Source organism: Methanothermococcus jasoni, assembly GCF_049075655.1.
In the GTDB taxonomy this organism is placed as follows: Archaea; AGJL01; Methanococci; order Methanococcales; family Methanococcaceae; genus Methanofervidicoccus.
In genome coordinates this window covers 121,318-137,200 of sequence record NZ_CP157522.1, presented here as the reverse complement: position 1 = coordinate 137,200, position 15,883 = coordinate 121,318, and the positions used below count along the sequence as shown (strand labels likewise).

The following is a 15,883-nucleotide window of genomic DNA, read 5'->3' as shown; positions in this document are numbered from 1 at the left end:
TTAATTTCTATTTCTTATTATTTATTCAGTTATTACGCTGTGGAGTATATCCATATCGCATTCAATTTCGATAGGTCTTTCACTAGCCCTTATTGCAGCGTCAGGGTCTTTCAATCCATTTCCTGTTGTAATACATACGATTTTTTCATCCCTATCAATAGCATCCATTTCAATTAATTTTATAAGTCCTGCTATTGATGCTGCTGATGCTGGCTCAACAAATATTCCTTCTTTTCCTGCAAGAAGTTTCTGAGCTGCTGTTATCTCTTCATCGCTCACACTTTCTGCAAGACCGCCTGATGAATATATTGCATCAAGTGCTTTTGGATAATTTACAGGATTTCCTATTCTTATAGCAGTTGCTATTGTTTCAGGATGTTCTTCTGGAACTATGGTTTTTAATCCTTTTTTAAATGCTTCAACAATAGGGCTCGCACCTTCCGCTTGAATACCCGTCATTTTTGGAAGTTTGTCAGTTATACCAGTTTCCTTAAATTCTTTAAATCCTTTCCATATTGCACTTATGTTTCCTGCGTTTCCTACTGGGAGAATTACCCTGTCAGGAACTTCCCAATCAAGCTGGTCACAAATCTCAAATCCTATGGTTTTTTGACCTTCTAATCTAAATGGATTCACTGAGTTTAATAAATATAATCTACCTTCTTCTGCAAGTTTTCTTACCATTAAAAGAGCATCATCAAAGTTTCCGCCTATTTGGATAACTTTTGCACCATAAAACATTGCCTGTGCAAGTTTTCCAAGTGCAACATTTCCACTTGGCAATAATACAATACATTTTTTGTTAGCTCTTGCAGAGTATGCTGCAAGTGATGCAGAGGTATTTCCAGTAGAAGCACATCCAACAACATCCACACCTAATTCATTTGCTCTGGTAACTCCCATGGTCATTCCTCTATCTTTGAAGCTACCTGTTGGATTTGCCCCTTCATTTTTCACATAGAGCTCCTTCAAACCGAGCTCCTTGGCAAGGTTATCACATTTATATAATGGAGTTCCTCCCTCATGAAGTGAGATTATCTTTTTTGGGTCTTTTACTGGAAGGTAGTCTAAATATCTCCAAACTCCAATTTCTCTTTTTCTGAGACTTTCTTTGGATACATTTTCCTTTAAAGATTCGTAGTCATATTTAATTTCCAGTAATCCTCCACATTCGCAGGTATATATCATATCATCAATGCCGTATTCTTTTCCACATACTATACATTTTTGAATCATTTTCTCACTATCCTTTTTTTGACTTATTTTTGTTGATTAATATTTTGGATTATGATATATCTCTTTTTACTTATATTTATCGCTGCTAAGAAACTAAGAAATAATTAATTTTATCATATATAAAATATTTTATAGTCTTTATTTTATAATATTATGATTAACTTAATATAGTCATAGGTCCAATATTTATAAATTTATTTAATAGTTTTATTATGATTTCATAGTATATATTATTTAATGATTATTAATATTGATTTTAAGAAATAGGGATTTTCTAATTATCTTCGATATAATCTAAATCTCAAAGAGAGAGTTTAATCACGAAAGGTGCTACAAAAATCTTCTGATTTTTGTCCAATCTCTCACTAATACTCAGAATAATAAAAATCAGAGATTTTAAATTGCATTAAAAAATAAAACAACGAAACAAGGTTTCGTAATCTCTCACTACGTTTAATATGGTGAAATTATGGATATTGAAAAATTAAAACAAAAAATATTGACAAAAATGTCTGAAAAAGAACTTGAAACTAAAATTAATGAAGTAATAAATGAACACTCTGGATTAATGGATGAAAAAGCTGCAATTTCAATAATTGCCAGTGATTTAGGCTTAGATTTAGAATATGACGATGATGAAGAATATGGCTTTTCTATTAAAGATATAGCCGAAGGTCAGAGAAATGTAGAAGTCACTGGAAAAATTATGGATATTTCTGACGTAAAGGAATTTAGCAGAAAAGATGGAACAAAGGGAAAAGTAAGGAGCATAATTATTGCAGATAATACAGGTTCCATTAGATTAACACTTTGGAATGATAAGGTGCAACTGGTTGATAATTTAAAAAAAGGGGATGTTATTGAAATAACAAACGCATTTTCAAGAAAATGGAATAATAGAATCGAATTAAACAGCGGTTCTGATTTAAACATTGAAAAACTTGAAGATTACGATGAATCTAAGTATCCCATAGTGAAGGAATATTATAGTATTTCAGAGCTCACCCCAAATATGCCTGCCACAATAAAGGGAGAAATTACAGCATCCTATGATAAGAGAGAATTCCCAAGAAAAGATGGGTCAGTTGGAAGGGTAAAATCCTTCATACTAAAAGATGATACGGGAACAATAAGGGGCACTCTCTGGGATGATTTGGCAGAAATTGAGGTAAATAAGGGGGACGTTGTTGAGGTAAAAGGTTATGTGAAGGAAGGATTAAGAGGACTTGATATAAATGTCAATACCATAAATATATTAAATAAAGGAGAAGTTGCAGAGGTTCCAGAGGTGGATATATCGGAGCTCCCAAACTACAAGGATGATGTTGTAATTGTAAAGGGTAGAATTACCCATATTTCAAATCCAAGAACGGTTAAATTTGATGATAGGGAGGTGGATGTTCAGGAAATTAATTTAATGGACAACAGCGGAAATGTTAGAATATCATTTTGGGGAAGAAATACCAATGCGTTAAATGATATAAAAGAAGGAGACGCCGTAAAAATCACAAACTGTAAGGTTAAATCCTACACCGATTTTGAAGGGAATGAAATAATATCATTATCTGCACAATCTGATTCAAAAGTAATAAAGGATGAATCCATCGGAGCTCCTGAATACGCTGAAAACATAATTAAAATAAATGATATTTATAAATTAGATGAAGAATCAAAAAATGACATTACAACAGTTGGAAGGGTATCAGTTATATATGATATTAATGAATTTGAAAGAGGCGACGGAACCACAGGAAAAGTAAGAAACATGATGATAGAAGATGAAACTGGAAAAATCAGATTGGTGTTATGGGACAAGGATGCGGAGCTCGACATAAAAGAGGGAGATATTGTAAAAATAATTCATGGATATGTGAAGGATAGCGGGGAATTTGTTGATTTAAACATAGGTAGATTTGGAAGAATTGTTGTCAATCCCGAAGGTATAGATATAAAAGTAAATAGGAAGTTTATAAAAGAGCTTGAAGAAGGAGAAACTGCTGAAATTAGAGGGGCAATTGTAGATTACAGAAAACAGGATTTAATATTGCATTTGTGCCCAAATTGTGGTAAAAAAGCAGTTTTAAGCGAAGGTAGTTATAATTGTGATGAATGCGGAGAAGTTGAACCTAGGGAAGTTGCAGTAGCTACATTAACCGTGGATGATGGCACAGGCAACATTACTTGCAGATTATACGGTAGAACTGTGGAAAGAATTACTGAAACTCCAATGGATAAATTGAAAGATGCTAATTTGGAGCTCCTGGATGCATTACTTGGTGAAGAATTTATATTCCATGGTTCAGCAGATAGAAGGTTTGAAGACCTTGAATTTTCAGTAAAAAGCATAAGAAAACCAGATTTGGATAAAGAAATTGAATTATTAAAGAATTTATAAATCTATAATTGTAAACCTGTATTATTATAATGGATATTATTATGCGGATTTGTTATATCATATATTTTATTATATTCTCTTTTTAGTTATAAACAGTATAGTGTATAGCAGTATTTAGCATTTGGTGGAAGAAATGAATAATAAATTCATAGTGTTTGAAGGAATAGATGGAAGCGGAAAAACTACCCAGTCGAAACTACTTTCTGAAAAAATAAAGGGAAAATACACCTGCGAACCTACAAATGGAGAGATTGGAAAACTTATACGAAAGGTATTAAGCGGTAAAAAATTACGCAAATCCTGCGGACTTGCTCATTCCTCGCTACGCTCGAAATGCGAAAAAGAAACACTTGCACTGCTGTTTGCAGCAGATAGGGTGGAGCATGTAGTGGATATAGAACAAAATTTAAAAAAATCCCACATTGTTTGCGATAGATATATTTATTCTTCAATGGTTTATCAGTCTATTCAGGGGATTGAATTGGATTTTATCATGAATATCAATAAATTTGCCAAAAAACCCGATGTTTTAATATTTTTAGATGTGGATATTGAAGAATCATTTAAAAGAATGGGTGGAAGAAGTAAAGAAATATTTGAAAATAAGGAAATGTTGGAGAAGGTAAGAAAAAAATATCATGAAATCATTGAAAGAAGATTGTTTGAACCAAAATATGGATATATTCAAATAGATACCACTGGAAAGACCATTGAAGAAGTGCATGATGAGATAATAGGGGAGCTCCGGGAAAAAAATATATTCTAAAAAACATTTTGTAATTATATTAATAATTGTTATATCATCTCAAAAAACTCTCCAAGTGCAACTTTTTTATCGGTTTTAACCAATTGTGGTATTTTTCCGATTTTACCGGCATATTCTCCAACAACGACAAAAACGCCGTCTAAATAATCAATATCTTCTGCCTTTTCCAAACATTTATTAATGGCTTCATCAGGAGCTCCGGTGGCAAAGTTTCCTATACTCGTGGCTGCGGCATCTGCTATACTACTTTCTTTTGCAAAAACCACAACTGCATCAGCATTTCCAAGGCTTACAGAATGCCCAACAGTCCCCGAAGATGTGCATACACCATATCCTTTTGAAGTTTTCTCTTTTTCTATTTTAAATCCAATCTGACCAGATAATGAAGATGTTCCAGCATATAGCCCAACCACAATATCTTTCTCAGCCCTTAGTGCTATATCTCCACCGTTCTCCGATATTATATTTTTACATCCATATTTTACAGCATTTTCAACTACCATCTGACTTATGGTTCCTGCAACAGATGCCATAGGTCCAACATCTGCATTTTCTCCTGCTCTTGCCATTATCTTAACTATTTTCGGTGCATCAACACTAACCCTTACTGGGACATAGCTTGTTAGGAATTCAGGATGTTTTAAAATATAATTTTCAAGATTTATTCTTTCCCTTAAAATGGTTTTTTTTGCAAGTTTTATAAATTTTTCTGCCTCTGTTTTTAAAGTTATATTGGTTTCCTTTATTGAAATTTTTTCATTGAATAGAAACATAATGGCACCATCCTATGTGTAGTGGAGGATTAAAAATTCCTTCAAGGTGATTAAAAAACCTTTGATTTTAGCATTAACTGACCTACTCCCACGACTAAAGTCGTGGGGTTCTTTAGCAGGGTCTAACCCTACATGGGTTGCCAAGCCCACTACCCCTATCTCCGTTTAGGAGATTCAGGGCTACCTTATGCGATACTTTTTTTAAAATATTCAAAGCCCCGTTAATGTCTGCATTCAAAACCATGCCACACTCACTACACACATACAAACCCCTATACTTCCTATTACTCTTTTTAACTACACCACAATTACTGCAAGTTTGAGAAGTATAAGCTTCATTAACCTGTTCTACTGTTAATCCCTTTTCCTCTGCCTTATATGTTATCATACTTACTAACCTACCAAAAGGTATTCTATGCAATTGCTGATTAACCCTATCTCCAATGTCAATACTTGAAATGCCTTTGTTTAACTCGCCGATTACAATCCTTGAAACTTTGTTATCCACTGCAAAATCGATAATCATTTTACTTATTTTATGTAGATAATCCTTAGTATAATTCTTTTCCCTTACTGTTAAGCGGGATAATCGTTTATTATATTTTAACTCTTGCTTTGTTAGGGTAGATTGGATTTTTCCTTTACTTTTAGCAAACCATCGGAATTTAGAAATTAACCTTCTTCCATCGTAGATTACTGCACTGCCCGTATTGGTTACTACTGTTGCTAAATTCTTAATTCCTAAATCAATACTTAGTATATTACCTTCTTTGATAGGTTCTTGAATTACTGGTTTCTTATGGATTAAGTGAAGTATGTAGTAGGTTATCCCATAGATGGTCTGCGGAACTATCTCAACTTCTTTAACCTGCATGGTATCAAGCGGTAGAGTTTTCGATAAATCTACCCATAAGTACTTGGACTTGATACCATGCTTCTCTTTGAGATAGTTTTTAGTTTGTTTAGATAATGATAACCTTAACTTATTGCCTATGATTTTGAAACCTTGCTTCTTCCATTTTACGGGAAAGTGTCCATCTTTTGGTTGGTATCGTGGTCTTTTAGTGTGCTGTTTGAAGTAGTTTTGCCATGCAATCGCTTGCGTAGCAAGCGAGCAACGAAAACCGAAGGTTTTCGTCTAATTTGAAGTTTTTGACATACTGCCTGTGCTGACTGTGAATGAAGATTTTTAAACCAGAAGTTGTTCTTCATTTGAACATCTATTTTATTTGGTTTAATATTTCGCTGTATTACTTCGTAGTTGGATGTATTCCAGAGTTTTGATGCTGAATAGGTTAAATGGTTTATGATTATTAATTGTTCATTGGTTAGTTTTCTTGTTAGGTTTATTGTCAGCACTCTGGTTACTTGCATGGAATTCACCATAGTTCTTATAAATATAGTTTATATATTTAATTACATATTATTTAATTACATATAATTTTTGATTGTGTGGAATATAGAATGTCCGCCTCTCATCCAATCTCGTAAGAGATTTTACAAAACTATGTTTTGTATAACGACTGAAGTCGTTGGCTTTCCCGGCGGTTTATCGTAATATATAAATTACATTAAATATATTAAAATGGTGAAATAATGAAAGGTATAATTTTAGCGGGAGGTTCTGGAACTAGGTTATATCCCATTACCTATGCTGGAAATAAACATCTGATGCCAATATATAACAAACCTATGATATATTACTCACTATCTGTTTTAATGCTGTCTAAAATTAAGGATATATTGATAATAACAACACCTGAGGATTTGCCGAGATATAAAAAACTTTTAGGAAATGGTGGGCATTTGGGAATAAATATACAATATAAAGAACAGCTGGAACCGAGAGGGCTTGCAGAGGCATTTATTATTGGGGAAGAGTTTATAGGGGATGACAGCGTATGTCTCATACTTGGAGATAATATTGTATATGGAAGTGGATTGACAGGATTTTTACTTGATGCAAAAGAGGAGCTCCTAAAAGATGGAGGGGGTGTGGTGTTTGGTCAGTATGTAAAAGACCCTGAAAGATATGGGGTTGTTGAATTTGATGAAAATGGAAATGTAAAGGAAATAATTGAAAAACCGAAAAATCCGCCTTCAAATTATGCAGTAATCGGTCTTTACTTTTACGATAATAATGTTATTGATATTGCGAAAAATATAAAACCTTCATGGAGAGGAGAGTTGGAAATAACTGATGTAAATAATGAGTATTTAAAAAGAAATAAATTAAAGGTAAAACTTTTACCAAGGGGGACGGCATGGTTTGATGCTGGAACCCATGAGAGTTTTTTGGAAGCAAGTAATTTTATTGCAGCAGTGGAAAAAAGAATGGGATTGATGGTTGGATGTTTGGAAGAGATTGCCTATCATAATGGATGGATAACAAAGGATGAGCTCCTAAAACTTGCCGAGCCATTATTAAAAACTGATTATGGAAAATATTTGGAAAAGCTCGTTAAATAAGTCCCACTCCTTTCCGAGCTAATCCAATAGAACGAAAGAAAAAAAGAAAAAAAGAAAAACGAAGAAAGAACGATATATAAATATTAAATTGGTGGAATAATGAAAATGTTGGTTACAGGCGGAGCAGGATTTATTGGAAGTAATTTCATAAGATATATTTTAAACAAACATAAGGATTGGGAGGTTATAAACCTTGATAAACTTGGTTATGGTTCAAACTTAGAAAATTTAAAAGACATTGATAATTCAAGATATTCATTCGTTAAGGGAGATATAAACGATTTTGAATTAGTTTCTGGATTGATTAAGGATGTGGATGCCGTTGTTAATTTTGCCGCTGAAACTCATGTGGATAGAAGTATATCCGACCCCTATTCATTTTTAGAAAGTAATATTATAGGAGTTTATACAATTTTAGAGGCCATTAGGAAGTATAATCCAGATGTTAATATTATTGGTGTCAGTACAGATGAAGTGTATGGAGATATTGAAGAGGGTTCATTTACAGAAAAGGATAGGCTAATGCCATCTTCTCCTTATTCAGCAGGTAAAGCAGGCGGTGATATGCTTGTTTTAGGGTATGCGAGAACATATAATTTAAATGCAAAGATAACGAGATGCACAAATAATTACGGCCCATATCAATTTCCAGAAAAATTAATTCCAAAAACAATAATTAGGGCAAACTCTGATTTAAAAATCCCAATATATGGAAAAGGAGACAATATTAGGGATTGGCTGTATGTGTTAGACCATTGTAGTGGGATTGAAACGGTTTTAGAAAAAGGGGAAAAAAGAGAGGTTTATAATATCTCTTCAAATCATGAAAAAATGAACATTGAAATTGTTAAAATGATATTGGAGCTCATGCATAAACCATCAGATTTGATAGAATTTGTGGAAGATAGACCAGGTCATGATGTTAGATATAGTTTAGATTCTTCAAAATTGAAGGAGCTCGGCTGGAAGCCAAAGTATGATTTTGAAGAGGGGTTAAAAGAAACTGTTAATTGGTATCTCAATAATGAATGGTGGTGGAAACCGCTGATTAATGATAAGGTTCTCCATCCAACTCCTTGGAAATTGAAATGGTGATAATGTGGGGGAAAAAATAGCAATTATTGGCTTGGGTATGATAGGGTATGAGCTCGTTAAAAAATATGATGATTTGGGCTTTAAGGTTCATGTAATTACAAGGAGCGATAAAGGGCTTTTTGATAGTGATAGCGGTATAACTAAACATTTTGTGGATATTGCCAATGAAAACAAAATAAAAGAAACTATTATGGGTATAAATCCGGATTTTGTTATAAATACTGCGGCTATTACCAATGTGGATTTATGCGAAACTGAGAGAGAATTGGCATATAAAACAAATGCTCTTGCTGTTGGATATATCGGTGAAGCATGTAAAAAACTAAATATTCCATTATGCCATATATCCACAGATTATGTTTTTGATGGGGAAAAGGGCAATTATGTTGAAGATGATGAGGTAAATCCCATAAACTACTATGGATGGACAAAAGCAGAAGGGGAAAAGGTTTTAAATGAATTAAATTATGATTTGACATCTATTGTAAGGATTTCTGTCCCTTACTTTATAAGTCCTGTTAAAGTCAATTTTTTCATGTGGGTTTTAAATACCTTAAAAGAGGGAAATGAAGTAAATGCAGTAACTGACCAGTGGAACACCCCAACCTATGTGCCTGAGCTCACCGATGGAATTATTAAGATTTATGAAAAAGATGTTAATGATTTATTGCACTTTGGGGGCGGTGAAAAGGTAAGTAGGTATGAGTTTGCGTTAAAAGTCGCTGAAATATTTGATTTAAATAAGGATTTGATAAAACCTATACGGAGCTCCGAATTAGGATGGAAGGCAAATAGACCAAAAGACACTTCACTAAATAGTGGGAAAGTTGAAAAATTGTTAGGCATTAAACTGAAAAATGTTAATGAATGTTTAAATGAGTTAAAAAAGATTATTTAAGTAATGTTTCAATATTGAATTCCTACATTTATTAACACATTTGTATCTATTACTGCATACATTCATCTATCCCCTCTTCTATGAGTTTCCCAATTTCATCAGTGGTAATTTTTTTACCAAGTTTAATCGTTTTCCTTCTTTTTTCTATTTTTTCTATTTTTTTTTAGAACTATTTTTCCATTTTCTATTTCTATATCAAGATAATCCCTTTCTTTGACGCCCATTTTTTTTCTAATCTCAGAAGGGATGGTTATTTGACAGTTTCTTGTAATTTTTATTAGTGCCATACTGTATCACCAAATAGGGTATTTAAAAAACCTATCATAAAAATTTTTTTAAATGTTGGAGCTCTAACATTGGTATTATATAGCATGTCCAACATATTTGACATAAAAACAACAGAGTGTCAAATATGATAAACAAAAAACAATATTTAAAAGGTAATTGATAAAAGTGGAGGGATATTATGCCATTTGAATTCATAAAAACTAAAATTCCAGAAGTAATTTTAATAAAACCTAAGGTTTTTGGGGATGAAAGAGGATTTTTTATGGAAACTTATAAAAAGGAAGATTTTGAAAATGCTGGCATAAAAGGGGAATTTGTTCAGGATAACCACTCTAAATCTTCTTATGGGGTATTAAGGGGATTGCATTTCCAAAAAGAACCTTATGCACAGGCAAAGATTGTTAGGTGTATTAGGGGAGTTATTTACGATGTTGCTGTGGATTTAAGGAGAGATTCCCCAACATTTGGAAAGTGGGTGGGGGTTGTGCTGTCTGAGTTTAATAAGCATGAGCTCTACATACCGCGAGGATTTGCCCATGGTTTTTGTGTTTTAAGTGATACTGCTGAAGTAGTTTATAAGGTCGATAATAAATATGCTCCTGAATGTGAATGCGGAGTAATTTGGAATGATGAAGACATTGGCATTGAATGGCCTGTTGATAAACCAAATCTATCCGATAAGGATAAGCAATGGCATACTTTGAAGGAATTGGATGAAATGGATGAGTTGTTTTAAATAATATTTTTATTTTTTTATCGGATCTCCGATAATTTTTTATGAGCTCAGGTTTTTAGATTTGGAAATATTAAAATAGTGGGAAAATATATGATAATATTGATTTAATTTTAAGTGGTTAGGATGAGCTCGATAATATAATATCAAAGGTGAGAATATGGCGACAACTTACGAGTTAAAAATATATGGTAAAGTCCAGCATGTTGGATTTAGAGATAGGATAGAAGACATTGGGAGAGGTTTAGGTATTGATGGAGTAGTTTATAATTATGAGGATGGAACAGTTAGGATTTTGGCAAACTTTGATGATGAAGAAATAAAAGATTTATTCAAAAGAAATATTAAGACATTGGCAAAAAAGGATGAGTTAATCAAAATAGAAGAGATTGAGGAAAAAGAACTAAATTCATATATTGAATTTCCAAAAGGAATCAATAGAATATCAGCGGATGATTTAATGGAATTGAACGAAAACCAATGTTTTCGTAGCTCTCCGTTCGCTTCGCTCACTCCGATTGAATAAAAAACTTGATGAAGGAGTTAAATATATTAAAATGATATTTGGAATTTTGGAAGAAGTTAAAAAAGGGCAAGAAACTATAATAAAAGGACAGAACGAAATGAAAGAAATTTTAAAAGAGATTAGGGATGAATTAAAAAACAAAAATTAAGATTTTTTTATTTATAGGATGCCCTGAGCTCAGAGATGCAAAATTAAAATTAATATATTTTATTTTTTTAAGTTAATTTTAAGGATGTTGGAGCTCCGACATGTTTATTTTCCTGAGCTCAGGTTTAATTTTTTAGCCATATAAATATGGGAGCTCTGATATATTTAGTTCTATCTCATCGATAATATCATTATTTTGGATTATTTCATATTCTTCTTCGAACTTTTCAAGTTTTTTAAAGTATCGGTTCAATCTACTGGAATTCTTTGATTCGTTCATTGAATTTCCTCCTTAAAAGAATTTTTTCCCTAACGCTTGAAAAAGTATTTTCCTTAATCCTATGTTCCATATCTTTCCAAAGTTTTCTAAACTTATAGAAATACTCCGAGAGCTCTATCTCCTCCCCATATATCACATTGCCCTTGAAGTTTTTGATTATGTTAATTTGAATATATAATGGGAGCTCCTCGAAAATTTTTACATCGTATTTCCCTCCCAACTTTTTTAATATTCCAAAATAGACATTATTATCTTTTGGATTTACAATACATATATCAATATCGCTTTTTTTTAGTGGAATTTCCTGTTGCGTAAGAACCAAATAGAATTATCCCCATGCAAGAATTTTTATATTCTTTGAAGTCTTCCTTTAATTGTTTAAATAATTCCATAATTTCAACCATGGTGAGCTCATAATATTATATCAAGTATATCATAATTATTATTTAAATATTTCAATTATCTTGGAATTGGGAGCTCCGACAATTTTATATTTTCTGAACTCAGGTTTAATTTTTTAGCCATATAAATATGGGAGCTCCGAAGGATTATTTATTTTATAGGTTAAAAACCAGAAAACATTTAAATAAAAGGGGAGATGATATAATTGTAAGTTTTAATTTTAATATATAGGGGTTAAGATGAGCTCGGTTAAAAGAATTGCTAAAAACACGGGGATTTTGTTTGTATCTAATATTATATCCAAATTATTTGGTTTTATTTATACAATTTACATGGCGAGATATTTAGGAGCTGAGGGGTTTGGTATTTTATCTTTTGATCATATTTATCAATACTTAATTAAATGGGGATAGTAATGGATTTAACTATTAAAAAATTAAAAGAAAAACTGAAAAATGATGATGTTAAAAGATTATTTGAAAATTTTGCATCTCTTTTTACATTGCAGGGACTAAATTACATTTTACCATTAATTACATTTCCTTATTTAGTTAGGGTTTTGGGTCCTGATAAATATGGTCTTATAGCTTTTGCTAGTGCGTTTATCGGATATTTTAATATTATTACTGATTATGGATTTAATTTATCCGCAACAAGAGATGTAGCAGTACATAGGGATAATAAAGAAAAATTATCAGAAATTTTTAGTTCTGTAATGATTATAAAAATTGTTTTTATGGTTTTAAGTTTTATAATATTATGTATTGTGGTATTTTCATTTGAAAAATTTAGCCATAATTGGATTATTTATATATTTGCTTTTGGAGTGGTTTTAGGAAATGTTTTGTTTCCAGTATGGTTTTTTCAAGGTATGGAACGAATGAAATATATTACCTTCTTAAATATAATTTCTAAAACGGTATTTACAATTTCGATATTTGTTTTTATAAGGGATGCTTCGGATTATATTTATGTTCCACTTATAAGCTCCTTGGGTTATATATTGGCTGGAGTTTTAAGTTTAATTTTTATATTCAAAAAATTTGATGTAGTTTTTAAAATACCATCTAAAATAGAGGTCATTAATCAATTAAAGGAAGGATGGCATATATTTGTTTCTACGGTTTCAATAAATTTATATACCACATCAAATACATTCATACTGGGTATATTTACGAATAATACTATTGTAGGATATTTCTCTGCAGGATATACATTAATTCAGGCGTTTTTGGGCATGTTAAATCCAATATCTCAAACATTTTATCCTTACATTAGTAGATTGGCATCAGAATCAAAAGAAAAAGCAGTATCTGTTATTAAAAAATTAATAAGAGGAGTGGGGGCATTCACATTTATTCTTTCTTTGTTAATATTCATATTTGCAGATTTGATAGTGAAAATAGTTTTAGGGGAGCAATATTACAATTCAATAATAGTTATTAGAATTTTGGCATTTTTGCCGTTTATTATTGGTTTAAGCAATATATTGGGTATTCAAACAATGCTAACATTTGGTTATAAAAGAGCATTTACAAAAATTATAGTTGCAGGTAGTATTATTAACATAATTTTAGCATTGGTGTTAGTTCCATTTTGGAAGCATATTGGTATTTCTACATCCATAGTAATTACGGAAATATTTATTACATTATCAATGTATGTGTATATCAAATGGAAGAAAATATTAACTAAATGAGGTATGAAATATGAAAACTGATATTATAATTATAGGAGCAGGAATTACTGGAATAACATTAGCAGAAAGATTTGCATCAGAAGGAAAAAATGTTCTGATAATAGAAAAAAGAAACCATATTGGAGGAAATTGCTACGATTATTATAATGAACATGGTATTTTAGTGCATAAATATGGTCCTCATATATTTCATACAAATTATGAAGATGTTTGGAATTATTTATCTAACTTCACAGATTGGATTTATTATCAACATAAAGTTTTAGGAAACATTGATGGAAAATTAGTTCCAATACCATTTAATTTAAATACAGTATATAAATTATTTCCAAAAAAATATGCTGAAAAATTAGAAAAAAAATTAATAAAACAGTTTGGATATGGAAAGAGAATTCCAATTTTAGATTTAAAAAATGTTGATGATGAAGATTTGAAATATTTGGCAGATTTTATTTATGAAAAAGTGTTTTTAAATTATACAATGAAACAGTGGGGTTTAAAACCAGAAGAAATTGATAAATCAGTAACTGCAAGGGTGCCAATTGTAATAAGTAGGGATGATAGATATTTTAATGATAAATACCAGGGTATGCCAAAGGAAGGATATACAAAAATGTTTGAAAAGATGCTTAATAATAGGAATATCAAAATTTTGTTAAATACTGACTATAAAGAAATTATTGATTGGATTGATTATGATTTAATGATTTATACTGGAGAAATTGATTATTTCTTTAATTATAAATATGGTAAATTACCTTATAGATGTTTAAACTTTGAATTTAAAACTTTTGATGGAGATTATCAACCAGTTGCAGTTGTTAATTATAATAATAACTATGATTTCACAAGAATAACAGAATTTAAAAAGATGACATTCCAAGAACATAAAAAAACTACCATTTGTATGGAATATCCTTCCAATGTTGGTGTTGTAGCATACCCAATTTTAAATGAAGAGAATAAACGAATTCTTAGTAAATATATGGAAGAAGTTAATAAGTTGAAAGATGAAAGAATATATTTTATTGGAAGGTTGGCAGGATATAAATATTATAATATGGATGAAACTGTTAAGAAAGCTTTGGAGTTGTATTATAAGTTAAAAGGTGAATAAGGGATTACTTATGAAAAAAGAAACCACATGTGCAGTTGTAGTTACATACAATAGGAAAGATTTGCTTATTGAATGTTTAGATGCATTGAGAAAGCAAACAAAACCAATAGATGCTATCTATCTTATTGACAATGCTTCAACAGACGGAACTTCACAACTACTTTTAGAAAAAGAGCATATAAAGGAATTACCACCAGAGAATTTAAATGAACCTTGGGAAAAAACATTTACGATTAAAAATTTAGTAAATGGGGAAAATATAAAACTCCACTATGTCAGAATGCATGAAAATACTGGAGGAGCTGGAGGGTTTTATGAAGGAGTTAAAAGGGCTTATGAAAAGGGATATGACTGGTTATGGTTAATGGACGATGATGCAGAACCAAAAGAGGATGCTTTAGAAAAGTTAAGTGAATATTTCAATGAAAAAGATGTTAGTGCTTTAGCATGTGTTGTAAATGATGTTAAAGAAGAAGTCTCAATATTCCATAGGGGCTATTTCGATTTTGATAACATATTTCCTCTCATTCAAAAACCCATACCATTAGAAAAATATTTTAATAATAAAGTTTTAAACATAGATTTTGCTTCTTTTGTTGGTATTTTAGTTAGTAAAAAAGCGATATCAAAGATGGGTTATCCAAAAAAGGAATTTTTTATACATCATGACGATGTCGAATATTGCATTAGATTAAGAAAAGTTAGTAAGATTTTATTAATAACAGATAGTATAATATTCCATAAAGAGATGTCCCAAAAAAATGTGAAGAAAAAAAAATTCTTATGGAAAATTGTTAATAGTATTCCTTATGAAAAATTATGGTTAAGTTACTATGGGTGTAGAAATCTTACTTGGTTAGGTAAAAAATACTCAACTAATAAGCTAAAGTTTTATACTAAACTAACAACATCGTATCTTAAGTCTATTTTAGGAATATTGTTATTTAATGATAACAAAATTAAACGAATAAAATTTATTACAAATGCTTATTTGGACGGATTGAAAGGAAATTTTGATAATGAAAAACCCAGAAGAATTTTATATGACTAATTTTGGTG

16 protein-coding genes and 2 pseudogenes are annotated in these 15,883 nt (G+C 31.1%); 11 read left to right on the top strand and 7 right to left on the bottom strand.

Annotation, left to right across the window (positions count from 1 at the left end; all coding sequences use genetic code 11):
• Positions 1-21: 21 nt before the first annotated feature.
• A complete protein-coding gene (gene thrC / locus Mjas_RS00660; RefSeq protein ID WP_421077877.1) occupies positions 22-1,236 on the bottom strand; it encodes a threonine synthase in 1,215 nt (404 codons plus the stop codon).
• 469 nt (positions 1,237-1,705) lie between these two features.
• Between thrC and Mjas_RS00655 the strand changes: the two genes are divergently transcribed.
• Both Mjas_RS00655 and tmk read left to right on the top strand, forming a co-directional pair.
• Complete coding sequence (locus tag Mjas_RS00655; protein WP_421077876.1) at positions 1,706-3,631, top strand: OB-fold nucleic acid binding domain-containing protein; 1,926 nt, start codon at positions 1,706-1,708, stop codon at positions 3,629-3,631.
• A 133-nt stretch (positions 3,632-3,764) separates the two neighbouring features.
• Positions 3,765-4,397: a dTMP kinase gene (tmk, locus tag Mjas_RS00650; protein ID WP_421077875.1), complete on the top strand. Its 633-nt coding sequence runs from the start codon at positions 3,765-3,767 to the stop codon at positions 4,395-4,397.
• A 29-nt stretch (positions 4,398-4,426) separates the two neighbouring features.
• Here tmk and Mjas_RS00645 read toward each other — a convergent pair whose 3' ends face one another.
• The 3 genes from Mjas_RS00645 to Mjas_RS00635 form a co-directional block, all read right to left on the bottom strand.
• Entirely contained in the window at positions 4,427-5,170 is a 744-nt protein-coding gene (locus Mjas_RS00645) for a UPF0280 family protein (RefSeq protein ID WP_421077874.1), read from the bottom strand.
• Between the two features lie 112 nt (positions 5,171-5,282).
• Positions 5,283-6,266 carry an RNA-guided endonuclease InsQ/TnpB family protein gene (locus Mjas_RS00640; RefSeq protein WP_421078585.1) on the bottom strand — a complete coding sequence of 328 codons (984 nt, stop codon included), beginning with the start codon at positions 6,264-6,266 and terminating at the stop codon, positions 5,283-5,285.
• The gene (locus Mjas_RS00635; protein ID WP_421077873.1) at positions 6,191-6,544 is read right to left on the bottom strand and encodes a hypothetical protein; all 354 of its coding nucleotides are present in this window, start codon (positions 6,542-6,544) and stop codon (positions 6,191-6,193) included. The genes Mjas_RS00640 and Mjas_RS00635 overlap by 76 nt, the downstream gene beginning before the upstream one ends.
• A gap of 222 nt (positions 6,545-6,766) precedes the next feature.
• On the opposite strand from Mjas_RS00635, the gene rfbA reads away from it, so the two are divergent.
• The 3 genes from rfbA (at position 6,767) to rfbD (ending at position 9,632) form a co-directional block, all read left to right on the top strand.
• Entirely contained in the window at positions 6,767-7,639 is an 873-nt protein-coding gene (gene rfbA, locus Mjas_RS00630; RefSeq protein ID WP_421077872.1) for a glucose-1-phosphate thymidylyltransferase RfbA, read from the top strand.
• Positions 7,640-7,738: 99 nt separating this feature from the next.
• Positions 7,739-8,734 (top strand): dTDP-glucose 4,6-dehydratase, encoded by a 996-nt coding sequence (gene rfbB / locus Mjas_RS00625; RefSeq protein WP_421077871.1) that lies wholly within the window; start codon positions 7,739-7,741, stop codon positions 8,732-8,734.
• Between the two features lie 4 nt (positions 8,735-8,738).
• The gene (gene rfbD, locus Mjas_RS00620; protein WP_421077870.1) at positions 8,739-9,632 is read left to right on the top strand and encodes a dTDP-4-dehydrorhamnose reductase; all 894 of its coding nucleotides are present in this window, start codon (positions 8,739-8,741) and stop codon (positions 9,630-9,632) included.
• 122 nt (positions 9,633-9,754) lie between these two features.
• Here rfbD and Mjas_RS00615 read toward each other — a convergent pair whose 3' ends face one another.
• Positions 9,755-9,919 carry an AbrB/MazE/SpoVT family DNA-binding domain-containing protein gene (locus Mjas_RS00615; protein WP_421077869.1) on the bottom strand — a complete coding sequence of 55 codons (165 nt, stop codon included), beginning with the start codon at positions 9,917-9,919 and terminating at the stop codon, positions 9,755-9,757.
• Between the two features lie 179 nt (positions 9,920-10,098).
• On the opposite strand from Mjas_RS00615, the gene rfbC reads away from it, so the two are divergent.
• Positions 10,099-10,656: a dTDP-4-dehydrorhamnose 3,5-epimerase gene (gene rfbC, locus Mjas_RS00610; protein WP_421077868.1), complete on the top strand. Its 558-nt coding sequence runs from the start codon at positions 10,099-10,101 to the stop codon at positions 10,654-10,656.
• Between the two features lie 157 nt (positions 10,657-10,813).
• A pseudogene (locus Mjas_RS00605) lies at positions 10,814-11,327 on the top strand (acylphosphatase).
• A gap of 132 nt (positions 11,328-11,459) precedes the next feature.
• Here Mjas_RS00605 and Mjas_RS00600 read toward each other — a convergent pair.
• Positions 11,460-11,606 carry a hypothetical protein gene (locus Mjas_RS00600; protein ID WP_421077867.1) on the bottom strand — a complete coding sequence of 49 codons (147 nt, stop codon included), beginning with the start codon at positions 11,604-11,606 and terminating at the stop codon, positions 11,460-11,462.
• The gene (locus Mjas_RS00595; protein WP_421077866.1) at positions 11,581-11,928 is read right to left on the bottom strand and encodes a nucleotidyltransferase domain-containing protein; all 348 of its coding nucleotides are present in this window, start codon (positions 11,926-11,928) and stop codon (positions 11,581-11,583) included. The genes Mjas_RS00600 and Mjas_RS00595 overlap by 26 nt, the downstream gene beginning before the upstream one ends.
• Positions 11,929-12,247: 319 nt before the next feature.
• Between Mjas_RS00595 and Mjas_RS00590 the strand changes: the two are divergent.
• From Mjas_RS00590 to Mjas_RS00575, 4 genes and pseudogenes are all read left to right on the top strand, one after another.
• Positions 12,248-12,382 (top strand): annotated as a pseudogene (locus Mjas_RS00590) (oligosaccharide flippase family protein); the annotation flags it as partial.
• A 41-nt stretch (positions 12,383-12,423) separates the two neighbouring features.
• A complete protein-coding gene (locus Mjas_RS00585; protein ID WP_421077865.1) occupies positions 12,424-13,707 on the top strand; it encodes a flippase in 1,284 nt (427 codons plus the stop codon).
• A 10-nt stretch (positions 13,708-13,717) separates the two neighbouring features.
• On the top strand, positions 13,718-14,824 hold the full coding sequence (gene glf / locus Mjas_RS00580; RefSeq protein WP_421077864.1) for a UDP-galactopyranose mutase: 1,107 nt from the start codon (positions 13,718-13,720) through the stop codon (positions 14,822-14,824).
• 10 nt (positions 14,825-14,834) lie between these two features.
• Positions 14,835-15,875 (top strand): glycosyltransferase family 2 protein, encoded by a 1,041-nt coding sequence (locus Mjas_RS00575; protein ID WP_421077863.1) that lies wholly within the window; start codon positions 14,835-14,837, stop codon positions 15,873-15,875.
• Positions 15,876-15,883: the final 8 nt, after the last annotated feature.